Source organism: Paenibacillus artemisiicola (assembly GCF_017652985.1).
Taxonomy (GTDB): domain Bacteria; phylum Bacillota; class Bacilli; order Paenibacillales; family Paenibacillaceae; genus Paenibacillus_Z; species Paenibacillus_Z artemisiicola.
Genome location: NZ_JAGGDJ010000021.1, coordinates 57,647 through 81,141, shown reverse-complemented (window position 1 = coordinate 81,141; position 23,495 = coordinate 57,647). Strand labels below are relative to the sequence as shown.

24 protein-coding genes are annotated in these 23,495 nt (G+C 63.8%); 3 read left to right on the top strand and 21 right to left on the bottom strand.

Features of this window, described 5'->3' with window-relative positions; genetic code table 11:
• Positions 1-75: 75 nt before the first annotated feature.
• The 7 genes from I8J29_RS21020 to I8J29_RS20990 form a co-directional block, all read right to left on the bottom strand.
• Positions 76-789, bottom strand: a complete 714-nt coding sequence (locus I8J29_RS21020) for a DUF5808 domain-containing protein (protein ID WP_208849450.1) — start codon at positions 787-789, stop codon at positions 76-78.
• On the bottom strand, positions 786-1,196 hold the full coding sequence (locus I8J29_RS21015; protein WP_208849449.1) for a GntR family transcriptional regulator: 411 nt from the start codon (positions 1,194-1,196) through the stop codon (positions 786-788). Before I8J29_RS21015 ends, I8J29_RS21020 begins: the two co-directional genes overlap by 4 nt.
• A gap of 100 nt (positions 1,197-1,296) precedes the next feature.
• The gene (locus tag I8J29_RS21010) at positions 1,297-2,154 is read right to left on the bottom strand and encodes an inositol monophosphatase family protein (protein ID WP_208849448.1); all 858 of its coding nucleotides are present in this window, start codon (positions 2,152-2,154) and stop codon (positions 1,297-1,299) included.
• A 317-nt stretch (positions 2,155-2,471) separates the two neighbouring features.
• Positions 2,472-3,473 (bottom strand): UV DNA damage repair endonuclease UvsE, encoded by a 1,002-nt coding sequence (uvsE, locus tag I8J29_RS21005; protein WP_208849447.1) that lies wholly within the window; start codon positions 3,471-3,473, stop codon positions 2,472-2,474.
• Complete coding sequence (locus I8J29_RS21000) at positions 3,470-3,790, bottom strand: hypothetical protein (protein WP_090639023.1); 321 nt, start codon at positions 3,788-3,790, stop codon at positions 3,470-3,472. The genes uvsE and I8J29_RS21000 overlap by 4 nt, the downstream gene beginning before the upstream one ends.
• A 116-nt stretch (positions 3,791-3,906) precedes the next feature.
• Entirely contained in the window at positions 3,907-5,094 is a 1,188-nt protein-coding gene (locus I8J29_RS20995) for a D-alanine--D-alanine ligase (protein ID WP_208849446.1), read from the bottom strand.
• Between the two features lie 70 nt (positions 5,095-5,164).
• Complete coding sequence (locus tag I8J29_RS20990; protein ID WP_338113255.1) at positions 5,165-6,373, bottom strand: amidase domain-containing protein; 1,209 nt, start codon at positions 6,371-6,373, stop codon at positions 5,165-5,167.
• Positions 6,374-6,618: 245 nt separating this feature from the next.
• Here I8J29_RS20990 and acnA point away from each other — a divergent pair, with 245 nt between their 5' ends.
• The gene (gene acnA, locus I8J29_RS20985) at positions 6,619-9,333 is read left to right on the top strand and encodes an aconitate hydratase AcnA (RefSeq protein ID WP_208849445.1); all 2,715 of its coding nucleotides are present in this window, start codon (positions 6,619-6,621) and stop codon (positions 9,331-9,333) included.
• Between the two features lie 77 nt (positions 9,334-9,410).
• Here the strand turns inward: acnA and I8J29_RS20980 are convergent, their stop codons facing one another.
• Together I8J29_RS20980 and I8J29_RS20975 are read right to left on the bottom strand one after the other, a co-directional pair.
• A complete protein-coding gene (locus I8J29_RS20980; protein ID WP_208849444.1) occupies positions 9,411-10,487 on the bottom strand; it encodes a glycosyltransferase family 4 protein in 1,077 nt (358 codons plus the stop codon).
• A 473-nt stretch (positions 10,488-10,960) separates the two neighbouring features.
• On the bottom strand, positions 10,961-11,707 hold the full coding sequence (locus I8J29_RS20975; protein ID WP_208849443.1) for an IclR family transcriptional regulator: 747 nt from the start codon (positions 11,705-11,707) through the stop codon (positions 10,961-10,963).
• A 369-nt stretch (positions 11,708-12,076) separates the two neighbouring features.
• On the opposite strand from I8J29_RS20975, the gene I8J29_RS20970 reads away from it, so the two are divergent.
• On the top strand, positions 12,077-13,219 hold the full coding sequence (locus I8J29_RS20970) for an alpha/beta hydrolase (RefSeq protein WP_208849442.1): 1,143 nt from the start codon (positions 12,077-12,079) through the stop codon (positions 13,217-13,219).
• Between the two features lie 89 nt (positions 13,220-13,308).
• Here I8J29_RS20970 and folE read toward each other — a convergent pair whose 3' ends face one another.
• From folE to rfbC, 12 genes are all read right to left on the bottom strand, one after another.
• Positions 13,309-13,902 carry a GTP cyclohydrolase I FolE gene (folE, locus tag I8J29_RS20965; RefSeq protein ID WP_208849441.1) on the bottom strand — a complete coding sequence of 198 codons (594 nt, stop codon included), beginning with the start codon at positions 13,900-13,902 and terminating at the stop codon, positions 13,309-13,311.
• Positions 13,903-13,944: 42 nt separating this feature from the next.
• The gene (locus I8J29_RS20960) at positions 13,945-14,172 is read right to left on the bottom strand and encodes a YneF family protein (RefSeq protein WP_090640112.1); all 228 of its coding nucleotides are present in this window, start codon (positions 14,170-14,172) and stop codon (positions 13,945-13,947) included.
• 98 nt (positions 14,173-14,270) lie between these two features.
• Entirely contained in the window at positions 14,271-15,434 is a 1,164-nt protein-coding gene (queG, locus tag I8J29_RS20955) for a tRNA epoxyqueuosine(34) reductase QueG (RefSeq protein WP_208849460.1), read from the bottom strand.
• Positions 15,435-15,501: 67 nt separating this feature from the next.
• Positions 15,502-16,194 (bottom strand): signal peptidase I, encoded by a 693-nt coding sequence (gene lepB / locus I8J29_RS20950; RefSeq protein WP_208849440.1) that lies wholly within the window; start codon positions 16,192-16,194, stop codon positions 15,502-15,504.
• Positions 16,195-16,201: 7 nt separating this feature from the next.
• Complete coding sequence (locus I8J29_RS20945) at positions 16,202-16,756, bottom strand: DUF402 domain-containing protein (protein WP_208849439.1); 555 nt, start codon at positions 16,754-16,756, stop codon at positions 16,202-16,204.
• Positions 16,757-16,941: 185 nt separating this feature from the next.
• Positions 16,942-17,364 carry a GNAT family N-acetyltransferase gene (locus I8J29_RS20940; protein ID WP_090639042.1) on the bottom strand — a complete coding sequence of 141 codons (423 nt, stop codon included), beginning with the start codon at positions 17,362-17,364 and terminating at the stop codon, positions 16,942-16,944.
• A 354-nt stretch (positions 17,365-17,718) separates the two neighbouring features.
• Positions 17,719-17,913 (bottom strand): hypothetical protein, encoded by a 195-nt coding sequence (locus I8J29_RS20935; protein WP_208849438.1) that lies wholly within the window; start codon positions 17,911-17,913, stop codon positions 17,719-17,721.
• A 151-nt stretch (positions 17,914-18,064) separates the two neighbouring features.
• A complete protein-coding gene (locus I8J29_RS20930) occupies positions 18,065-19,135 on the bottom strand; it encodes an LLM class flavin-dependent oxidoreductase (protein ID WP_208849437.1) in 1,071 nt (356 codons plus the stop codon).
• A 91-nt stretch (positions 19,136-19,226) separates the two neighbouring features.
• A complete protein-coding gene (locus I8J29_RS20925; RefSeq protein WP_208849436.1) occupies positions 19,227-19,673 on the bottom strand; it encodes a MarR family winged helix-turn-helix transcriptional regulator in 447 nt (148 codons plus the stop codon).
• Positions 19,674-20,048: 375 nt separating this feature from the next.
• Entirely contained in the window at positions 20,049-20,909 is an 861-nt protein-coding gene (gene rfbD, locus I8J29_RS20920; protein WP_240546365.1) for a dTDP-4-dehydrorhamnose reductase, read from the bottom strand.
• 24 nt (positions 20,910-20,933) lie between these two features.
• The gene (gene rfbB / locus I8J29_RS20915) at positions 20,934-21,929 is read right to left on the bottom strand and encodes a dTDP-glucose 4,6-dehydratase (protein WP_208849435.1); all 996 of its coding nucleotides are present in this window, start codon (positions 21,927-21,929) and stop codon (positions 20,934-20,936) included.
• 7 nt (positions 21,930-21,936) lie between these two features.
• A complete protein-coding gene (rfbC, locus tag I8J29_RS20910; RefSeq protein WP_208849434.1) occupies positions 21,937-22,494 on the bottom strand; it encodes a dTDP-4-dehydrorhamnose 3,5-epimerase in 558 nt (185 codons plus the stop codon).
• A 234-nt stretch (positions 22,495-22,728) separates the two neighbouring features.
• Between rfbC and I8J29_RS20905 the strand changes: the two genes are divergently transcribed.
• On the top strand, positions 22,729-23,337 hold the full coding sequence (locus tag I8J29_RS20905; RefSeq protein ID WP_208849433.1) for a superoxide dismutase: 609 nt from the start codon (positions 22,729-22,731) through the stop codon (positions 23,335-23,337).
• Positions 23,338-23,495 lie beyond the last annotated feature (158 nt).

The following is a 23,495-nucleotide window of genomic DNA, read 5'->3' as shown; positions in this document are numbered from 1 at the left end:
TGTCCGAAGGCAGCCCGCCGCGCATGAAGCGCGGCGCCGGCGCCTTCGGATCGGCGTCTTTTCTTGTCTTCGCGATCACGTCATCAGCGCGAACAGCGCGACGACGGCGAACGGGATGGCGACGAGCGTGGCGATGATCAGCCAGCCCATCGGGCGGCCGAAGTTGACCGTCCAGCCAATGCCGTGCTTCTTCGGCACGAAGACGGCCGGGTCCCTTGGGTTGTAATAGACGCCGCCGCCCGCGAGCCAGTGCTCCTCGTCGCCGCTTCCTTGGCCCTGCAGGCCGAGCCGCCGTACCGTCGCGACCAGGCCGACGATGCCGCCCGCGACGAGCGCCATTACGCCGATCGTAATGCCCCGCAGCGCCTCGGGCGGCCAGCCGTACAGCATCGTCGCCTGGATGTAGCTGAAGAACAGCGTCAGCAGCAGCGACAAGGCATACAGGAAGACGCTGTTCACGTACCGGAATTTCCGCTGCTTCGCCTCGCCCGATTCCTTGTCCGCCGAAGGGGCGGCCTTGGCCTGCGCGATGACCGCGTTCGTGCCCATGATCGTCGCGAGGAGGCAAAGCTGCACGATATTGAGAAGAAATACGTTCGCCCAACTCTTCCGGCCGAAGCCGTCGGGCGCGAAGCTTAGATCGTAATGCGTCGTCAGCGTGGAGGGTATGTCCTTCCACAGCAGCGCGGCCGCGAGCGCGGAGCCCGCGATGACCAACGCCTGAAGCCAATACCAGCGCAGCGACAGGACCCCTTGGCGGCGGTCCCGGCCATGTTGCGTTCCGTTCATTCCAATGAATCTCCCATCCGCGATAAATCGCTGCGGTAAATCGCGACGCAGGCTCTGCTGAACTCGGTCTCCGTCATGCCCCGCGCCCGGCCTTCCGCCGCGAGCGACCGCAGCTTGCTGTTCAGCCGGTCCATGTAGCGCTCCGTCAGGCGCGGCATTTCCTCCTTCGTCGGCACGAGCATGCCGAGCCGGCCGTCGTACCGCTCCAGCAGGAAGCCTTCCTGCTGCAGCGTCCGGTAGGCCTTCCGCACCGTCTGCGACTTGATGCGCAGATCCGCCGCCAGCCGTTTGGCCGAGGGCAGCGTCTTGCCCGGCTTCAGCGTCCCCGACGCGATTCCCGCGATAATTTGCTGGGCGATTTGCTCGTGAAGCGGCACATCGCCTTGCAGGTCAAGCTCGATGAACATCCCTCCAGCCTCCCCTCCGATCGCGCGCTTGCTTGCGCGATCCTTAACAAAAAAACGCCTCTTCTCCGTCATATGCGGACGGTACAAGAGACGTTCTTCGTTAGGTGCCGGCGGTTTCAGCCTGCTGCAGGGCCTGCAGGAGTTCGTCGTGAATGCGGCCGTTCGTCGCCGCGACGTGGCGGACGCCGAGATGGTAATCGTTGCCCTGCATGTCGGTCACCTTGCCCCCGGATTCCTTCACGAGCAGCGCGCCGGCCGCCAGATCCCATGCGTTCAGGCCGACTTCCCAGAAACCGCTCACGCGGCCCGACGCCACGTAGGCCATATGCAGCGCGGCCGAGCCGACGGAGCGGACGTTGCGCACCTGCGGCGCGATCGCCTGCAGCTGCTTCATATTAAGCGGCTGGGCGTAGTTCGGATCCGCCGGGAAGCCGCTCGCGAGCAGGCTGTCCCGCAGCGCCGCCTCGCCCGACACGGCCATGCGGCGGCCGCGCACGTACGCGCCCTTGCCCTTCTCCGCCACGAACAGTTCGTCTCGCATCGGATCGTACACGACGCCCACGATGACTTCGCCTTGGTACGCCAGCGCGATCGATACCGAGAAGAACGGGAAGCCGTGCACGAAATTCGTCGTGCCGTCGACCGGGTCGACGATCCAGAGGTATTCCGCGTCCTGCACGCTTTGGAGCGCTTTCGCGGACGCCTCCGGACCGGGCTCGACGCCCTCTTCGCCGAGGAACGAATGATGCGGGAAATGCGTGCCCACGAGATTGCGGATCATCGTTTCCGCGCCTTTGTCCACTTCCGTCACGAGATCCTGCGCGGAGTATTTTATCGATAGGCTTGTATGATTGCCAAGCTTGGTCTTGATCCATTCACCGGCCTTGGCCGCGCAATTAATCGCGACGGCGGTGAAGCTCTTGCCTCCGACCAGAGGGATGTCTTTCCCTTCGCTCACGGTCTATCACGCTACCTTCCTATGAGTTCTATTGCGTAGTACCACTATACGTCCGGCTTCGGACAAAGTTTCTTCCGAAACGCGAATTTAACGCATTGTTCAAATCCGCCCCGACCCGGGCGCAACGCAAGGATCCCCATGTAATATCCTTCAAAAGTGTACCATTTCCCCGGAATTTACACAAATGTTACACGCTGAAAAGACCGGTGGCTGCGCCATCGCGGCGCGGCTATCCGGTCTGCGTCGGGGAAGAGTCTCGAGCTTGCTTGCCTGAAGACTTCGGCGGACGCCGGCGCCTCTGGACAACGCGGCGCCGGTCAGCGGATCTCGACGCTGCCGCCGTCGATGACGCGGACGCCCGCGCCCTCCGCCTCCAGCCGGCGCATGTCGTCCATAAGCTGCAGCAGCGCGGCGTCCTTGCGCTTCGCTTCGATCATGACGTCGAGCCGCGGGACGGAGTCCGCGATGCCCCGCAGAAACCGGAGCAGCGGCCCGATCTCCACGTTGTCGGCATGGCCGCGCGGATCGCGCTCGCTCTTCGGGCTCGACACGTGCAGCTTCGGCGCAAGCGGCAGCGGCTGCCCGTCCGGGCCACGCCACGTGCGGACGATGCGCGGCCATAGCTCACCGTGCAGCGCCGCCTCGCCGTCGCCGCCGTCGTTCACGGCGTGATGGTGAATATCGAGCACCATCGGCGCTCCGACGGCTTCCGCCGCGTGCAGCGTCTCGCGCGCGGTGAACGTCTTGTCGTCGTTCTCCAGGGTGACGCGGACGCGCAGCCGTTCCTCCAGCGCGCCGAACTGGCGGATGAACCGCTCGAGCGAGGCGGGCTTGTCCCCGTAGGCACCGCCGACGTGGATATTGCACTTCGTCATGGGGCCCAGGCCCATATGCTCCAGCATCGTGACGTGGTAATTCAAATCTTCGGCCGACTTGGCCAGCACTTCGGGACGCGGCGTGCTGAACACGCAGAAGTGGTCGGGATGGAACGACACGCGCATGCCCTTGTCCCGGGCATAGGCGCCGACGTCCGCGAACGCCGCCTCCAGCGCGGGGTACGGGTTCCAATCCTTCAGCGCGTCGTGCGTCGCGAGCGGGATGAGCTTGGACGTCATGCGGTACACGTACACGTCGTGGCCGACGCAGTGCTTCATGAGCCGCAGCGTCGTCCGCAGGTTCTCCTCCGCGATCCGCTCGAGCCTGCGCAGCCCGGCTTCCCGGTCGTCCAGCTTGGAGAACGTCGCGTACGTCATCGTCCGCGAAGGGGAGGCGTTCTCCAGCAGCACGCTCATCGCCACGAACCCGAAGCGCACGATCATGCCTGGTGCTCTCCGAAGAACATTTCGTAGGCGAGCGCGGTTTGCACGCGCGCCTCTTCCTCCGTCAGCTTCCGGACGAGCTCCATCTCCACCTCGGTCACTTCTTCGCCTTGGAAATTGATCTCGGCGATGGACACGAGGATGCGCACGATCGCGATCGCCTCGTTGTCCGGCGTGTAGGCGATGACCTTCTGGCCGGTCGGGAAGACGCGGAAGCCGCTTTTGACCATTTTGCCGCGGCCGTACTCGAGCAGCTCGTACAATTCCTGCTTGGACTTGAACTTGCAGACCGAGTTAAACTCCGTTTGGAATCCCATGGCGGGTCCTCCTCATTGGGTTTGGATTGCGCGGGCAAGCCGAGGCTTCCCGGGTTTATGCAGGGGGTTGGCCGGTTTCGCGAAGCCGGCCGCGGGAAGAGAAAATCCGGCTTGCGTCAAGCCGGACTCCCCCCGCCGAAATCGATGCGCTGCTTCTCGCTATGGCGCGAGATCGCGAGCGCGATGAGCGTATCCAGCAGCTCCGCGTACGAGACGCCGCTTTCCTTCCACATGAGCGGATACATGCTGAACGGCGTGAAGCCCGGCATCGTATTCACTTCGTTGATGAGCAGCTGGTTGTCTTCCTTGCGCAGGAAGAAATCCACGCGCGACAGGCCGGAGCCGTCGATCGCCTGGAACGCGCGGACCGCCATCTCGCGGACGGCTTCCGACACCTCGGCCGGCAGGTTCGCCGGAATATGCATCATCGACTTGCCGTCGATGTACTTCGCCTTGTAGTCGTAGAATTCGCTAGACGACGTGATCTCGCCGACCACGGATGCCCGCGGCTCGTCGTTGCCGAGCACGCTCACCTCGATCTCGCGCGCGTCCACGAACTCCTCGACGATGACCTTGCGGTCGAAGCGGAGCGCGAAATTCACGGCGTCGAGGAGCTCCTCGCGGTTGCGCGCCTTGGAGATGCCGACGCTCGAGCCGAGGTTCGCCGGCTTGACGAAGCACGGGTAGCCGAGCGCGGTTTCGATCTCCAGGATATAATAATCTTCGTCCTTCTCCCACTGCGTCCGGTTGAAATAGCGGTAGACGCACTGAGGGAGGCCGTCCTGGGCGAACACCTTTTTCATCGTGATTTTGTCCATGCCGACCGCCGAGGCCAGCACGCCCGCGCCGACGTACGGAATGTTCGCCATCTCGAACAGGCCCTGGATCGTGCCGTCCTCCCCGAACGTCCCATGCAGCAGCGGGAACACCACGTCGAGCGGCGCGCCGTCCGCCGACATCGCGCCGGCCGCCGAAGAGACGGCGGAGATCGTCGCCTTGGCCGGGACGGCGGATACCTTCGCCGCCGGCTCCTCCTGCTCCGCGCCGCCGCCGAATACCGGCATGAGCGCTTCGGTGCCGACGACCGCGGCGCCGCCCGCGAGGCGAAGCGAGGCAAGATCCGCCGGCGGCGCCAGCAGCACGTCGCCCGAGCGCCATTCGCCCGCTTTGGAAATATAGAAAGGTTTGATTTCGTATTTGCCGTAATCGAATGCCTTCATGACCGCCAAGGCCGTCTGCAGCGAGACCTCATGCTCGCCGGAACGCCCTCCGTAAACCAGGCCTACGCGCACTTTCTCCCCCATGATTCAATCCTCCGGTTACGTATAATTTCCCACACAGGCGGGTTGTCATTCCTTGGGCTTGAAGCGCACTTTAAAATTCGTCCGCGATATGAAAAAAACGGTACCTGGTGTTCTCCGTCCAGGCGTAAGAATCCTGATAGTCCCAGTACCGGTGGCGGCTCGGCACCGTGTTCGCGTTGACGAGCGGCATGCCGGCCGCGTCGAACGCGGTGACGATCGTGCTGTGCTGGAACCGGTTGTCGCCGCCCCAGTCGTAAATGATGACGTCGCCGAGGGCGAGCTGATCCGCCGAGTCGACGGCCGTCGCCCGCAGCGAGGAATTATGCGGCGCGGACAAATAATGCTGCAGCGCGTTCGCCACGGCCCAGCTGTAGCTCCAATTTTCCCGGCCGCCGCTGAAGCCGCGGTACCACCAGCCGGAAGCCCTTTTACCAGTATAGTTCATCGGCGCAGCCCCTGCAAAGAGACACTGGGAGATGTAATTGGTGCAATTGACCTCGAAAAGCTCGTAGGCGGGATTGGCTTCGTTCCACCAGCGGTCGGCATAGGCGGCGGCCATGTCGCGCCTGTACCGGATTCCGGCGCGGCCATGTTTGAAATTCGGCAAAACGTCATAATTTATATAAGGTATGGATTGCGGCTTGCTCTCCGCGGCAAGGGCGAGTTCGTCGGCGAATTCCGCCGCATGGTTCGAATGGGACGAGGCGTACCGCGGACGGCGCTCGGACACGATCGGCTCGATCCGCGCGATGGCGTAGTCGCCGCCGTCGGCGGACAGCCAGAGCCGCTCGCGGTCGCGCCGCTCCTCCGCGTAGGTACGGCCGCGGTGGTCGACCGTCCGTTTGACGCGCAGCTCGATCAGGACGGACACCTCGGAGAGCGTGCCGGACTCGCTGACGCGCAGCAGCTCGGCGCTCGTCTCGCTCCGGGTCGGCACGAGGCCGCGCAGCAGCTCGTTCTCGCGCAGGCGGGCAAGCCGCTGTCCGAACCGCTGCAGATGGTCTTCGTCGGCGACGAGGGCGCCGAACGGCGCGGCGTAGCGGTCGATCTCGGCTTGATTGTACAGCTTCACGTACTTGTGCACGGCTTCCTTCCAGCCTTCGGAGCGGGCCGCATGGCCCGGCCCGACGCTTTCCCGCGCCACCATGGCGCTGCCGGATCCGCGCGCGCCGTGAGCCCGCGGGGCCGGCGACGGCGCGCGCTCCGGCCTGCCCGGGGCGGACGCGCCCTTTTTCGTGATCGTTTTGCCCGTTCCCGTCCGTGTTCGCGATCGCGGCACCCTTGATCCCTCCCGCAAATCCGTCATGAAAACCCCTTCCTGCCCGCAGGCGGAAGATGGCTGGTTCATTATATGTGCCGCGCCGCGGTTTCATGAAAAACGGGCGGAAAACGGCCGCCGAAGGCGATATTTGGTCTTTCCTAATCGCGCAAAACCCGCTATACTTAGAGTATCAATTGTTTTTTGAAATTGTGTTTCACAGAATGAAACAGAAACACCCCAACGTCAAGGAGGCGCGAAGCGCAATGACCAAGCAAAACGAGTATTCCGTCCGCGAAACGCTTTCGGTCGGCGGCAAGCAGTTCGCTTACTACCGGCTGAACGGACTGGAAGAGCAAGGCCTGGGCAAGATTTCCAAACTCCCTTTTTCCATTAAAGTGCTGCTCGAAGCGGCCGTTCGCCAATTCGACGGACGCGGCATCACCAAAGAACACGTCAAGCAGCTCGCCACGTGGGCGGACGGACGCGAAGACAAAGAAATTCCGTTCATCCCCGCGCGCATCGTCCTGCAGGACTTCACCGGCGTGCCGGTCGTCGTCGATCTGGCGGCCATGCGCGACACCGTGAAGAAATCCGGCGGCGACCCGAAGAAAATCAACCCGCTGGTACCGGTCGACCTCGTCATCGACCACTCCGTCATGGTCGACGCGTTCGGCACGCCGGACGCGCTCGAATACAACATGGACATCGAATTCAAGCGCAACGAAGAACGTTACCGGTTCCTCCGCTGGGCGCAAACGGCGTTCGATAACTTCCGCGCCGTTCCTCCGGGCACGGGCATCGTTCACCAAGTCAACCTCGAGTACCTGGCTTCCGTCGCCGCGACCAAAACGGTCGAAGGCGAAACGGTCGTCTACCCGGACTCCCTCGTCGGCACGGACTCCCACACGACGATGATCAACGGTCTCGGCGTCGTCGGCTGGGGCGTCGGCGGCATCGAGGCGGAAGCCGGCATGCTCGGCCAGCCGCTCTACTTCGTCACGCCGGAGGTTATCGGCTTCCGCCTGACGGGCAAGCTGTCCGAAGGCGCGACGGCGACCGACCTGGCGCTCACGGTTACGCAAATCCTCCGCAAGAAGGGCGTCGTCGGCAAATTCGTCGAGTTCTTCGGCCCGGGCCTGTCCAACATCGGCCTCGAAGACCGCGCGACGGTCGCCAACATGGCGCCGGAATACGGCGCGACGATCGGCTACTTCCCGGTCGACAACGAAGCGCTCCGCTTCATGCGCGCCACCGGCCGCACGGAAGAGCAGATCGCGCTCGTCGAAGCGTACTATACGGCGCAGGGCATGTTCCGCACGGACGACACGCCCGAGCCGACGTTCTCCGATGTCGTCGAGCTTGACCTGTCGACGGTCGTGCCTTCCCTCGCCGGTCCGAAGCGTCCGCAGGACCGCGTCGAGCTGACGGCGATGAAGGAATCGTTCAACGGCATCATCCGCACGCCGATCGAGAAGGGCGGCTACGGCCTGACCGACAGCAAGATCGAAGAGACGGTCGAAGTGAAGCACCCGAACGGCCAAGCGAGCAAGATGGGCACGGGCGCGGTCGTCATCGCGGCGATCACGAGCTGCACGAACACGTCCAACCCGAGCGTCATGCTGGGCGCGGGCCTCGTGGCGAAGAAAGCCGTCGAGCGCGGGCTGAAGAAGCCGGCTTACGTGAAGAGTTCCCTGACGCCGGGCTCCCTGGTCGTCACGGACTACCTGACCAAGTCCGGCCTGCTCGAGCCGCTGGAGCAGCTCGGCTTCTACGTGGCGGGCTACGGCTGCGCGACGTGCATCGGCAACTCCGGCCCGCTGCCGGACGAAGTGAGCAAGGCGATCGCGGACAACGACATGACCGTCGCGGCCGTGCTCTCGGGCAACCGGAACTTCGAAGGCCGCGTCCACGCGCAGGTCAAAGCCAACTACCTGGCTTCGCCGCCGCTCGTCGTCGCTTACGCGCTCGCGGGCACGGTCAACATCGACCTGTCGAACGATCCGATCGGCTACGACGGCAGCAACCAGCCGGTGTACCTGAAGGACATCTGGCCGACGTCCAAAGAAATTTCCGATGCGCTCGCTTCCGCGATCACGCCTGAAATGTTCCGCTCGAAATACGAAAACGTCTTTACGCAAAACGAGCGCTGGAACGCCATCGACGTGCCGACGGGCGAAAGCTACGAGTGGGACGCGAAGTCGACGTACATCCAAAACCCGCCGTTCTTCGAGAACCTTGGCGCGGACGTGGGCGACATCGCCGACATCAAAGGCTCGAACGTGCTGGCGCTGCTCGGCGACTCCGTCACGACGGACCACATCTCGCCGGCCGGCAACATCAAGGCCGACAGCCCTGCGGGCAAGTACCTGATCGAGCACGGCGTCGACAAAGCGGACTTCAACTCCTACGGCTCCCGCCGCGGCAACCACGAAGTCATGATGCGCGGCACGTTCGCGAACATCCGCATCCGCAACCAGGTCGCGCCGGGCACGGAAGGCGGCGTGACGACGTACCTGCCGACGGACGAAGTCATGTCCATCTACGACGCGTCGATGCTGTATCAGAAGAATGGCAAGAACCTCGTCGTCATCGCCGGCAAAGAGTACGGCACGGGCAGCTCCCGCGACTGGGCGGCCAAGGGCACGTTCCTGCTCGGCGTGAAAGCCGTCATCGCCGAGAGCTTCGAACGGATCCACCGTTCCAACCTGGTCGGCATGGGCGTCCTGCCGCTTCAATTCCAAGAAGGCCACGGCTGGAAGACGCTGAATATCACCGGCCGCGAAACGTTCGACATCGTCGGGCTGAGCAACGAGGTGCAGCCGGGCCAAACGGTGACGGTCTCCGCGACGCGCGAAGACGGCACGACGTTCGAATTCCCGGCCATCGTCCGCCTGGACTCCATGGTCGACGTCGACTACTACCGGAACAGCGGCATTCTCCAAACCGTGCTCCGTCAAATGATCGCCGGCAATAAGTAAGCTTGCCGACGCATGCGAAAACCGGGCCCGCTCGCAAGAGCGGACCCGGTTTTTTCTATGTTCAGAGCATCCCCGCCTCAGGGCTTGCGAACGATCACGTCGTTCAGCATGCTCATGAAATACGTCGTATAGCGCTCGGCGGAAAAATGATGCCGGATGTGCATCTCCGCCTGATTGCGGATCGCGCTGCGCAGGGCCGCGTCGGTCATGAGCGACTTCGCTTCGGCGAAGGCCGCGTCGATATTGCCGAGCGGATAGAGCTTACCGGTCCGGTTATGGATCACGAACCGGTTGACGCCGTCGGAGTGCGTCGTCAGGACGGGACAGCGGCACAGCATCGCTTCCGCGACCGCGTAGCCGAATCCTTCGAGAACGGACGTGGAGCAGAGGAAGCCTCCGGAATCTCCGATGACGGACAAATAATCCGCGACTTGCGCGTGGGGGATATTGGAGAGGGCCATCACTTTATCCTGCAGCCGCAGCCCGCCGACCCACTGGTCGAACTCCTCCTTCTCGCCCGGCACGCTCAAGGTCGCGTCGCCGAACATCCACAAGCACGCGTCGGGATGGTGCGCGAGGATCCTCGAGCCGATCAGCAAAAATTCGCGCCAGTTTTTGTTCGGTTCAAGCCGCCCGACCCAGCCGATGATGGGAAACGGCTTGGGCGGATACGGAACGTAGGCGAATTCCTCCGTTTCGAGCGGGTTGTCGAACGTGAAATAAGGCATGCCTTGCAAATACGTCGCCAGCAGCGTCTCCAGATGCGAGGTGCGCGGAATGAGCAGCGCGTCGGCCGTTTGGCGGATTCCCGCCGCCGCCCCGGCCATGAAGGCATGGGCGGTTTCGGGCTGCCCGAGACCCTGCAGCTCGAAGACGAGCGGACCGGCGTAGCCGATCCTGCGCATCGTGCGCAGCATCTTGTCGTCGGTGCAGACGATGACCGCGTCGTAGCGCTGGCTCTCGATCAGCCACCGGAACTCCGCGTCCGTACGCAGGACGAAGGTCGGGATGTCCCAGATGTTCTTCAGCCCTTCGCCGTCGTGCGTGTAGAGCAGGTGGCATTCGGCGCCGATCTTCCGCAGCGCCTTGCACCGGACCCGGTTGAGCGTCTCCATGCCGCCGCTCGGCGTGAAGAAGGTGAATAGAATTTTCAACTGCGATCACTCATTCTTCGATCCCCGTCCTTCACGCGTATGCGGCCGGCGGTCGCGCCCGGCGAAAGCATGCCTGCTGCCTGTATGGTACGGAAGTCCCCTCCCGCCGGCGCCGCGGCGTAACGGCGGCCGGCGGGGGCGGGACTTCGACGGAATAAACCTGTTCATGGACGGCTCGGATTCCCTGCGCGTTGCGATTGACTTGGAGGATGCCGCGGCGTTCCGGACCCTTGCCGGGGCGCGCCGCCGTCGCTAGCGCGCCGGGGCCGGTTCGCGTCATCCTGGTTTTAGCTTATGGCGGAACGCGCGGCGCCGCTTGTGCGGTTGTCCCCCAAGGCGCGGCGGACGCGAATTTCCGCGCGCGCCGAGCAGAGAGAAGCGCCCGCGGCGGATGCCGACGGGCGCTTCTCTCGAGGACGTTATAGGTTCGCGTGCATAGGGTCGGACGGGGACGCGAGACGCGGGCCGGCCGCTTATTTCAGCATGGAACCGAGCCGCTTCGCCGCTTCTTTGACCGCCGGCGCCTGCTCCCGCATCTTCTCCGGCGTCAGCCGGTTGGACGGGCCGGACACGGAGAGCGCGGCGACCAGCTTCCCCGTGCGGGAGAAGATCGGCGCCGCCACGGCGGCCGCGCCCTGCTCGCGCTCCTCCACGCTCATCGCGTAGCCGAGCGCGCGCCACTCCTCGAGCTGCTCGCGGTACTGCGCGCGGTCGAACTGGGCCGGCCAGGACGCGTCCTGAAGCAGCTCCTCGCGCCGCTCCGGTTCCTCGAACGCGATCAGCACCTTGCTCGAAGCCCCGACGTAGAGCGGCAGCCGCGCGCCGATCGGCGCCACCCGGCGGATCGCCTGGATGCTCTGCACCGCTTGGATCCGGATCCGTTCGTTGCCGTCGCGCAGGTAGAGGCTGACCGTCTCGCCGAGCAGATCGCGCAGCCGCTCCATCTCCGGCAGCCCGATGACGGCGGGATCGTCGGCGCCCGACATGTTCGCCGAGAGCTCCCAGATGCGCAGCCCGAGCCGGTAGCGGTCCGAGGCCGCGTCCCGCGCCACGAAGCCGCGCTGCTCCAGCGTCGCCAGCATGCGGTGGACGGTGCTCTTGTGCAGCCCGACCTGCTCGGCCAGCTCCGTCATCGCCCATTCCCGCCGTTCGGTAAAGCACAGCAGCAAATCCAGCGCGCGCTCGACGGCGCGCACCGTCGATTTTCCATCCTCCGCCATAGGCCTTCTCCCCCAATCGCCGGTTTCTTACTATCGCGTTATGGTTTCACTTAATGAAACTTATTTACACCTAGTATAACCCGAATGACGCAGAACGGTAAAGCATCGCCGTCGAATCCGTCTTATTTTACAGCAGGATTACAGGCGGATAACAAGTTGTCGACACGCATTGACAGGCTGGTCCTTTCGGTCATAACATAGGAATACGGAACTAATAGAAAACGCTTTCAGAATAATTTTCCGAATCTTCCGCTCATTTAAATGTTTACCTGCTTTTGTCGAAACCATTCACGTTCGGCACGGTCATCCGGCCGCCGTTCGTTTGCCTCTTCCTCTCCCGTCATCCAGATGCATAAGGGGGTTCCCATCATGAGCACGACCATTACACCGCTGCACCCGGTCGGCCCTTTCCCGCCCGGCCTTCTGCCCCCCCTCGCGCCCGCGCCGGCCGAACAAGCGGGTCCCGGCGCGCGGCGCAGGCATGCCGCGCTGGCGGTGCTGTCCGCCTTCGCCGCGATGCTGCTGCTGCTGGCGCTCGCCTTCCACGGCTACGTCGCGTGGGTCATCGCGCATCCGTACGTGCCCGCGCTGACGTCGAATCCGCTCGCCGCCAAAGGGCTCGCGTACGACGACGTCGCCTTCCCGAGCAAGAGCGGGCGCACGACCGTCCACGGCTGGTACATTCCCGCGGCGGTCTCCGGCGGCGGCGCTTCGGCGACGCTGGCCGCCGCCGGCGCGGAAGGCGGTCCGGCCCCGGCCAAGGCCGCCGCGGTTCCCGCTTCCGACCGCACCGTCGTCTTCAGCCATGGCTACGGCGCCAACCGCGAGGAAACGTGGGTGCCGATGTACGACCTCGCCGAGCTGCTGCACGGCCTGCACTACAACGTCTTCATGTTCGACTACGGCTATGCCTCTTCCGGCGTACGGACGCCGGCGACGGGCGGCCGCGAGGAATCCCAGCAGCTGCTGGCCGCGGTCCAGTACGCGCGCTCGCAAGGCGCCGGCGAAGTCGTCGTCTGGGGCTTCTCCATGGGCGCCGGCACCGCGCTGCAGGCGGCGCTGCAGACGGATGCCTCCGACCGGATCGACGCGATGCTGCTCGACAGCCTGTTCCTGCCGACGGGCGATTCGCTCTACAGCAACGTGCAGCAGTATTTGAAGGACTTGCCGCGCTACCCGTCGGTGCCGCTCATCAAGTGGATGCTGCCGTTCTTCACCGGCGTCCATCTCGACAGTCTTCCGGTGCGGCAGGTGCTTCAAACCCCTTATCCGATGCCGGTCTTCATCATGCACGGCACGGACGACGCCATCGCTTCCGTCTCGACCGCGAAGCGGATCGCGGCCGACCAGCAGAACGCGCTGTCGCGCAGCTGGGTCGTGCAGGGCGGCAAGCACGAGCTGCTCTTCAAGACGCGGCCGAAGGAATACATCCAGCGCGCCGCGCTGTTCCTGAGCCAGGTCGACGCGTCCTACAAGACCGCCAAGGAAGCCGACGCCGGCAAAGTCGCTTAATCGGCGCGTGCCGCCGCATCGCAAAAAGGCCCTCTTCGCGCTACCGCCGTCAGGCGGCCCGCGAAGAGGGCCTTTGTCGTATGATGCGATTACTGCTTCAGCAGCGACAGGAATTCCGAGCGGAGCGGCGCGCTCGTGCGGAACTCCCCGCGCACGGCCGACGTCACCGTCTTGCTGCCCGGCTTCTTCACGCCGCGGGCGCACATGCACAGATGCTCGCCTTCCACCACGACCATGACGCCGTGCGGCTGCAGCACTTCTTCCATAATGTCCGCGATCTGCGTGGTAATCCGTTCCTGCACCTGCAGACGGCGCGTGACCGCCTCGACCAGCCGCGCCAGCTTGCTGAGGCCGGCGATTTTGCCGCTCGGGATGTACCCGATGTGCGCCTTCCCGAAGAACGGCGCCATATGATGCTCGCATTGGCTGTAATAGACGATGTCCCGCACGATGACCAGCTCTTCGTGCCGCTCGTCGAAGGTGACGCCGAGCACGTCGCGCGGATCGACCGAATAGCCCGCGAAGATTTCTTCGTACATGCGCGTCACGCGCGCCGGCGTGTCCTGCAGCCCCTCGCGGTCGACGTCCTCGCCGATCAGGCTGAGGATTTGCTTGATATGATGCTCGATTTGCTCCCGATTATCCGAAACGACAGTATTGACGTAGTCCTTGATCCCCGCCATAGCGTATCGTCTCCTTTCCCTGTGCCGGTAAGCCGGGGACGATTATCTCCGTTTCCCGCCCGGACGCTGGTTTTGGTTTTTCATCATCTGCTGGGCCTTCTGCAACTGCTGGTTGTTCATGTTATAGCCCATTTGCTTCGCCATTTTCTTGAGCATGTCCGGATCGTTCTGCATCTTCTCCAGCTGCTTGCGGAGATAGAAGACGCCGACGAAGAAGCCGCCCACGGCGCCGACGATGAGCGTAATGATCGGAATGATGACCGTCCACATATTCGTCACCTTGCCTTGTCTCGTTTTATAGTCATATTGCCCTTTATAATAGCACGAGGGACCATGCGTTCGCAAACAAAGAATGCATGGTCCCTCCGCTATGATTGTTCCCGTTCCGGCACGCCGGAAAGCGCGTTCGCGGCGGTTGCCCCGCCGGTCTCGCGCAAGCCGTGCAGCGCCTGTCCGATCGCGTCCCGCACGGCCTCGTCCCGCTCGTCTCCGAGCGCCTGCGCGAGCGCTTCGGCGGCCGCCCCGCCGCCGATCCGGCCGAGCGACCAGGCGGCCGTCGCGCGCAGCTCGAAGCGCGGATCGTCCCGCAGCACGCCCGCGAGCGCGGGCACCGACGCCGCGTCCTTGAAGTTGCCGAGCGCGATGACCGCGTTGCGCTGGATCGGCTTGCGGCCCCGCCAGGCGGACGCATTGGAACCGTACCGTTCCTTGAACTCGCGGTTGCCCATCGTCAAGAGCGGCACGAGCAGCGGCTTCACCTTCTCGTGATCCGGCTCCAGCTCCGGATGATGATCGGCATGCTTGCCCTTGTTCTCCGGGCAGACGATCTGGCACGTATCGCAGCCGTACAGCCGGTTGCCGATCTTGCGCATCAGCTCGTCGGAGACGAGCCCCTTCGTCTGCGTCACGAACGAAATGCAGCGCTGCGCGTTCAACTGCCCGGGCGCGACGATCGCGTCCGTCGGGCAGGCGTCGATGCAGGCCGTGCAGCTGCCGCAGCTCTCGGTCACCGGCGCGTCCGGCGGCAGCGGCAGGTTCGTGATCATTTCCCCGAGGTAGACCCAGGAGCCCCACTCCGGCGTGATGATCGCGCAGTTGCTGCCGCTCCAGCCGATGCCGGCGCGCTCCGCGACCGCGCGGTCCGAGAGCGCGCCCGTATCGACCATGCTCAGGAAGCGCCCTTCCGGGACGCGCTCCTGCAGCCACGTCTCCAGCCGCCGCAGCCGCTCGCGCAGCACCGTATGGTAATCCTCGCCCCAGGCGGAGCGGGACAGCAGGCCGCGCCTCGCGCCGGGCTCGGATTTGGGCGGATTCTTCAGCTTGGACGGATACGCGATCGCGATCGCGACGATCGACCGCGGATCGTCGAACAGCAGCGACGGCTCCGTCCGCTTGTCCAGATCGGGCTCCTCGAACCCGGATTCGTAGCCGAGCGCGCGGTGCCGTTCGAGCCGTTCCCGCAATTCCGTGAACGGCTCCGCCGAGGCGACGCCGATTTTGTCGATGCCGAGCTGCCGCGCGGCGGCCTTCATGTCTTCCTTCAGCTGCGTCCAATCGATGCTGCCGCGTTCCAAGCCCGGCACCTCCTTTCCCGCTCCCCTACAGGGCGGCCCACTGCGTGATCGGCCACAGGATCAAGTCCGCGCGGCCGAGAATGGCGCTCCGCGGCACGGCCTGGAACGAGCGGCTGTCGCGGCTCGCGCTGGCGTGGCGGTTATCGCCCATGATGAAATAATGATCGGCCGGCACGTCCACCGGACCGAAGTCTTCGTCCTCGATCAGCACGTCCGTGTACGGCTCCACGACGAGCTCCCCGTTGCGGTACAGCTCGCCCTGGCGAATCTCGATCCGGTCTCCCGGCATGCCGACGATCCGCTTGACGAGATAGTCCTCCCGCTCCGACTCCGGGGCCGGATCCTTCACAATCACGACGTCGCCGAGCCCCGGCGAGCCGGTCCGGTAGCTCAGCTTGTTGACGAACAGCCATTCCTTCTCGTACAGCGTCGGCTGCATCGACCGGCCTTCCACCGTCGAAAGACTGAAGACGAAATAATGCAAGCCGAGCACGACGACCACGGCGATGACGAGCGTCCGTCCCCATTCCCACAGCTCCTTCGCCCATGGGGACAGATCGGAACGCCCGCCCTCGCCGCGCCGCTTCGCTCCGGACGCGCGCTCCGGCTCGGACGCCGGCTTCCGCGCCTTCGCGGGAGCCTTCCTGTGCTTGCGCGGTCCCAGCGCCTGCTCCGGCTCCTTCGGGAACTCGGTTCCCGTGCCTGGCCCCGTACTCATCGGTCAGCTACACCTCGCCCGTCTGGTTATGCCATGCCTCGTAATAGGATAAGATAAGCTCGTCGTCGAACGGCGCCCTGCCGTTCTGCGCGCGGTCCAGCAGCGCCTTGAGCCCCTCCATTACTTTTCGGTTGACTTCCTCCGAATAATGATAGGCGATCTTGTGCATCTCGTACTCTTCCTGGTCCACGACCTGCGCCTTGCCGCCGCCGCGGGGCACGATCACGTCGAGGTCGTAGTCGATGTACGTCAGCACGTCGTTCTGGAAGAAAAGCGGCGAGGCCACGTTGCAGTAATAGCGCACGCCTTGATCCTCCAGCAGGCCCACGACGTTGAACCACTCGCCCGGAATGAAGAAGGACACCGCCGGGACCCGGCTGATCCACTGCTTGCCGTCCGCTTCCTGGATCGGGGTTTGGCGGTTGATGAACACGAGCATCGATTCCGCCGCGTGCGCCGGCGCGAGCGCCTCCGCGGGCACGAGCCAATTCTCCAGCCATACCCGGTGCAAATGCCCGTTGTTCTTAAAGCTCTTAATGACACAAGGCCGATAGGTCGTCATAAGCAAATACTCCTACGCAGGTTGAATTTCTTGCAGGCGTGCAGATCGTTATTCTTATTATTTCCAATTATGACGCGAAAACGAGCGTATAAGTCAAGAAAAGCATATCTGTTCGCCAAAAGCAATGACGGCAGATATGCTTGTCCGGTCGTACGCGGTATAAATAAAGAGGCCTAACCTGCGGGTTACCCCGCGACGATGCTCAGCTTCTGGAACGAACGGAAAAAATCCGCCGTCACGTAGCCGAGCGATTCGTAAAGCGAGAGGATCGGTTCGTTGTGTTCGTCGGCCGTGATCATGATCTTCGAGACGCCCCGCTGCACGAAGCGCTGGCGAAGCGACGCGATCAGCTGTTTGCCGATGCCTTGGCGCTGGTACTTCGGATGCACGGCGATGCGGTAGTAGAACCCGCGGCCGTTGTCGATGGTTCCGATCATGATGCCCGCGACGTCGTTGCCGACCGCGGCGACCAGCACCAGCTCGCTGTCCCACGAGAGCTGGCGGGCGAAGGCTTCCATGGTTTGCTCGTAACATTCCGGCGTCAAGACGGTCTCCAGCAGCTCGGTAACGGATTGATAGTCGGCTAATTGGAAGGATCGAACGTCCATAACTTCATGCTCCTCTTCAAGTCCAGTATGGGTGCAGCCTCTAAACGTTTTTTTTAGGTAAATTTAATAATACGACAAAATCATTCGAATTCCTTCTAAAACCTTTAAAAATCCTTAAAAAAGTTGAAAATCCGCCCGAATCCTGTTGAAAGCGCTTAAAATTAAGCGCTTTCATATTGGTGTCTGCGTTTTCGCTGGGAACAAAGGAATAGGCCGCCAGCGCGGCACGCTTCTTCGCCTTCCTTGTCCCGGCGAAACGGCCCAAAGGAACAACCGGCGTTGTCCCTTTGGGCCATTCCCCTATGTCCTTCCGAGTCCGCTCCCTCGCTTGGACGAGCTTCCGTGCCGGCGCCCTCAACTCGTCCGCCGGATGCTCCCCCAGGCGTCCGCGAGCGCCAAGGTATCCTCCGCCAAGCGGCGGATGCGCCGCCCGACGTCTTCGTTCGCGAGCGTCCCGCCGTCGAAATCCCTCTCCTCGATAAACACGTTCGCGGGCACGACGTTCGCCTTCATGTAAGCCAAGATCGGCTTCTGCTGCCGCTCGGCCATCAGAAAATGCTTCGGCGTCCCGGCGGTGACCGCGATGCCGACGATTTTGTCCCGGAAGCCGCCGGCCGACAGCAGGCCGAAGACGACCCGGTTCGTCGCCGTCGCGTATTGGCACCCGCGACGGAACCGGACAGCACCGCGATTCGCTTGGTCATGCCTTCCCTCCGGCCCGCGTGTACTTCCGCACGGCCGGCAGGATGCGCGCGGCGATCAGTTCGATGTTCTTGGCGAGCTTCCCGAACGGCACGCCGCCGACGTCCGTTTGGACCAGCAGCCGCTGGTGGCCGAACAGCTCGTGCTGGCGGAGGATTTTCTCGATCACGAGCTCGGGGCTGCCGACCATCAGCGCTTCTCCCGGGTCGGCGGCCGCATGGCTCACCGCTTCTAGCGGATAAGATCCGCCGCGCAGCGCCCGGAACGCGAGGTTCAGGTGCGGGTGGAACTCCTTGACCGCGTCCTGCGAATTCTCCGCCACGTAGAGCATGCTCGTGATGCCGACCGGCAGCTCCGCGGGATCGTGGCCGTTCTGCGCGGCCGCGCGGCGGTACGCGTCGACGGAGCCCTTGAAGTTGGCCGACGGGCCGCCCAGCATCGCGATCGTCATCGGGACGCCGGCCGCGCCGGCCTTGACCGCGCTGCCCGGCGAGCCGCCCACGCCGCGCCAGATCGGAAGCCGGCCGTTCAGCGGACGGGGAAGGATCTTCGCCTGCCGCAGCGGCGCGCGGAATTTGCCGCTCCAGGTTACGGTTTCCTCGTCGTTCAGCTTGAGCAGCAGGCCCATTTTCTCTTCGAACAGCTCCTCGTAATCCTGCACGTCGGCGCCGAGCAGCTCGTAGGCGCCTACCCGCGAGCCGCGGCCGGCGATGATCTCGGCGCGCCCGCCGGAGAGGAGGTCGATCGTCGCGAAGTCCTCGTACGCGCGCACGGGGTCCAGCACGCTCAGCACCGTCGTCGAGCTGGCGATTTTGATGCGCCGGGTTGCTTGGGCGACCGCGCTCAAGACGACCGTGTGCGCCTGCGTGACGAAGTGCTCCTGATGGCTCTCGCCGACGGAGAAGACGTCGAGTCCGGCCTGCTCGGCCAGCTTCGCGGCCTCCACGAACTCCTGCATGCGCCGCTGCGGGCTGATCATCGTCCCCGTATGCGGATCGCGAAAATAATCCCCGACCGAATACAGGCCGATTTCCATGCCTTTGCTTGGATCGATGCGATAGCTTTTCATAAATGGAACGCTCCTTTGCGGATCATGATGTTTTTATGACTTGATTAGTCAATTGATAAGGCAAAAAAAATTGTCTCTTCGGATCGGCCGTTTAATTTTCCGGCGGCAGCTCTTTGCGCTCGCCGTGCTTCTGAAGCCGCGTCATCATCCCGTACAGCGCTTGCTGCTCCTCCCGCGTCAGCACCTCGTCGAAGAACGACGACTGGAACGCGATCTGGGCCGGCATCGCCTGCTTGACGACCGCCTCTCCTTTGTCCGTCAGGCGGATCGTCTTGATCTTCCAATCCTGGCGGCGCGCGATGTAGCCGTCCCTCTCCAAGCGGTCGAGCATGCGGGATATGCCGCCCTGCGTGACCGTCACCTTCCGGGCAAGCTCCGTCTGATTCAGCGGCTGGAACGCGTGAACCTGCACCAGCACGTCGAATTGGGCGGTCGTCAGCTCGAATCGCTTCAAAAATTCGTTCGTCATCTGATGGCTGCGGTTCGAGAACCGGACCATGCGGAGCCAAATCAGGGAACCTAACGTGTTGCCGCTCACTTCGTTCCTCCTCTCTTTGTCGGGCTCACTGTCAGTTTACTACTCAATTGACGAAATAGCAACCCCTTCCGGCGTTGCGGGCGGCTTGCGCGGAACAGGAGTATTCGCGGGTTCGGAGGGTTCGGAGGGTTCGGAGGGTTCGGAGGGTTCGGAAGTTTTGTAGAACGGTTTCGCGGCAACGGTCGATCGGAATCGGAACCGCGATTCAGGCGAGACGCGGCGCCGCGCAGCAAAGAAAAATCCGCCCGCGGACGGGCGGAAGCGGCGCAGCCTTTTGGGCGGGTTTTTGAAGCGTTTACATCAATAGGCGCGCTGCCATGCAGCCGGTCCTCTCCGCGGGAGCGGACGACCCGCCGCCGCCGGCGCGCAACCGCGTCAGTCGCGCATGTATGCGGACAGCGCCTCGCGCCAATGCCGCAAATCCTCGAACCCCTGCCGCTTGATCTCGCCGTGCTCCAGCGCGGAATACGCCGGCCGCGGGGCGGGCCGCGGATGGTCCGCCGTCGCGCACGGCACGAGCTTGACGTCCCGGACGCCGGCATCCTCCAGGATCGCCCGCGCGAATTGGTACCACGAGCAGACGCCGCTGCCGCTCGCATGATAGAGGCCGTACCGGTCCGTCTGCGCGAGCCGGATCAGAAACTCCGCCAGGTCGCGCGTATAGGTCGGCGAGCCGAACTGGTCGTTCACGACCCGGATCTCGTCCTGCGTCTTCGCCAGGCCGCGGATCGTCTCGACGAAATTGCGGCCGTACTTGCCGTAGACCCACGAAGTCCGGACGATGAACGCGCGCCCGCCGACGGCCTGCACCTCGCGTTCCCCGGCGAGCTTCGTCCGGCCGTACGCGGTGCGGGGCTTCGTCGCGTCGCCTTCCTTGTACGGCTCCGAAGCCGTCCCGTCGAACACGTAATCGGTGCTGACATAGACCAGCTTGGCGCCGAACTCCTTCGCGGCGAGCGCGATGTTGCGCGTCCCCTCCGCGTTGATGCGGAACGCTTCGTCCGGCTCCGACTCCGCCTTGTCGACGGCCGTGTACGCCGCGCAGTGGATGACGGCGTCCGCCTGGTACCGCTTGACGATTTCGCGGCAGCTCTGCAGGCTCGTCACGTCCAGCCCGCCGCGGCCGAAGCCGAGCAGGCTGACGCCCTGCCGTTCCGCATTCGGCAGCCGCAGCAGCTCTTGGCCCAGCTGTCCGTTCGCACCCGTGACGATGATGCGCATCGCTCTCGTTGTCATGTCCATCCCGCTCCTTGCCTTCGCTTAATGTCCTTCGTTCTTGCGCCGGTACGCGCCCGAGGCGATATCCGCCATCCAGACCGGATGGTCGACGTACCATTGAATCGTGGCGCGGATGCCCCGCTCGTACGGGTACTGCGGCGCCCAGCCAAGGTCGCCGCGGATTTTGTCCGCGTCGATCGCGTACCGGCGGTCGTGGCCGAGCCGGTCCGGCACGTGCGCGATCAACGAAGCCGGCTTGCCGAGCGCCTCCAGAATCGTCGACACGACCTCCAGATTCGTCCGCTCGTTGCGGCCGCCGACGTTGTACACCTCGCCCGGCGCGCCCTTGTGCAGCACGAGGTCGATCGCGCTGCAGTGGTCCTCGACGTAGAGCCAGTCGCGCACGTTCAGCCCGTCGCCGTACACCGGCAGCGGTTCGTCCCGCATCGCCTTCGCGATCATGAGCGGGATGAGCTTCTCCGGAAACTGGTACGGCCCGTAGTTGTTGGAGCAGCGCGTGATGTTCGCGTCCAAGCCGTAGGTCTCGCGGTACGCCCGCACGAGCAGATCGGCCGCCGCTTTGCTCGCGGAATACGGGCTGTTCGGGGCGAGCGGCGTCGTCTCCGAGAACAGGCCGGTCGCGCCCAGCGTGCCGTACACCTCGTCGGTGGAGACCTGCACGAATTTGCCGACCCGGTGCGTCCGCGCCAGGTCCAGCAGCGTCTGCGTGCCGAGGACGTTCGCCGTCACGAACACGTCCGGCCGCAAAATGCTCCGGTCGACGTGCGATTCCGCCGCGAAGTGGACGACGGCGTCCACGCCTTCCGCGAAGAGCGGCTCCAGCGCGGCGGCGTCCCGGATGTCCGCCCGCACGAACCGGTAGCGCGCGTCCGATTCGATGCCGTCCAAATTGGTTATATTACCTGCGTACGTCAACGCGTCCACGTTCAGGAGCGTATAGGACGGATGCGCCTTGCGCATGTAATGCACGAAGTTGCTGCCGATGAAGCCGGCTCCGCCCGTAATCAACAGTTTCACGCTGTCCTCACCTCGAGTAGGTAAAATTGATGTCCGCTTCGCGGAGCGGAGGATGCTTCGCGTCCTTGGCCGACAGCACCGAAGGCGCGAGCGGCCAGGCGATGCCGAGCTCCGGATCGTCCCAGGCGATGCCGCGGTCATGGGGCTGCGAGTAATATGCGTCGACCTTGTAGAGCACTTCCGTATCCGGCTCGAGCGTGACGAACCCGTGCGCGAAGCCTTGCGGGACGAGCAGCTGCTTCTTGTTGTCCGCCGAGAGCTCGAACCCTGCCCAGCGCCCGAACGCCGGCGAGCCGCGGCGAATGTCCACGACGACGTCGAAGACGCGGCCGGCGGTCACCCGGACGAGCTTCGTCTGGGCCTGCGGTTCCAGCTGGTAGTGCAGGCCGCGCAGCGTGCCCGGCACCGCGGACAGCGAATGGTTATCCTGCACGAACGCCGCCGCGATCCCGTGCCGCAGCAGGGCTTCGCGGTTGTAGCTCTCCATGAAGAAGCCGCGGGCGTCTTGAAATACGCCGGGCTCGATGACTTTCACGCCGGGCAATCCCGCGTCCGATACCTTCATTCGGCCTCACCCCTTTGCACGTTGGTACTTATGTATATTCCGGCGGAGGTCGTCTTGCCTCGAAGCTCGTCCGATCCGAGGGACGGTATGGAAAAACGGGGAAATGTTCATGCTAGAGGATGTTCCGGCGCCGACGAATCTACAAACCGACTTTACAAACATTTATGTTGATTTATTGGACGGGAACGGAGATAATGAGAGAGGAAAATACATATCTATTAGGAGGTTTTCGAAATGGCCCATCAACTGCCAGCTTTGCCTTACGCGAACAACGCTCTTGAACCGCATATCGACGAAACGACGATGATGATTCACCACGACCGTCATCATAACACTTACGTTACGAACCTCAACGCAGCTCTGGAATCCGCTCCCGAGCTGCAAAGCAAATCCGTCGAGGACCTGATCGCCGACCTGAGCAGCGTGCCGGAAGCGATCCGCACGGCGGTCCGCAACAACGGCGGCGGCCACGCGAACCACTCCCTCTTCTGGGAAACGATCGGCCCGAACGCGGGTGGCGCGCCTACGGGCGCTCTGGCCGACGCGATCGAAAGCGAACTGGGCGGCCTCGAGCAATTCAAAGCCGACTTCGCGAAAGCGGCCACCACGCGCTTCGGCAGCGGCTGGGCATGGCTCGCGCTGAGCAACGGCAAGCTGAAAGTGTACAGCCTGCCGAACCAAGACAGCCCGATCATGGAAGGCGACACGCCGCTCCTCGGCCTGGACGTTTGGGAGCACGCGTACTACCTGAAATACCAAAACAAACGCCCGGACTACATCGGCGCGTTCTGGAACGTCGTGAACTGGGCGGAAGTGGGCAAGCGTTACGACGCCGCGAAATAAGCTTCGGTTCCGATACGAACAACCCCCGCGCCTCTAGGCGCGGGGGTTTTCCTGTGTAGGCTTGTTCTTGTTCGGGCACGGCGAAAAAGGCCGGCACGGGGCGATCCCGAAGGATCGCCGCCGTGCCGGCCTTTCGCGATTGCCCGCGCGTCAGCCGA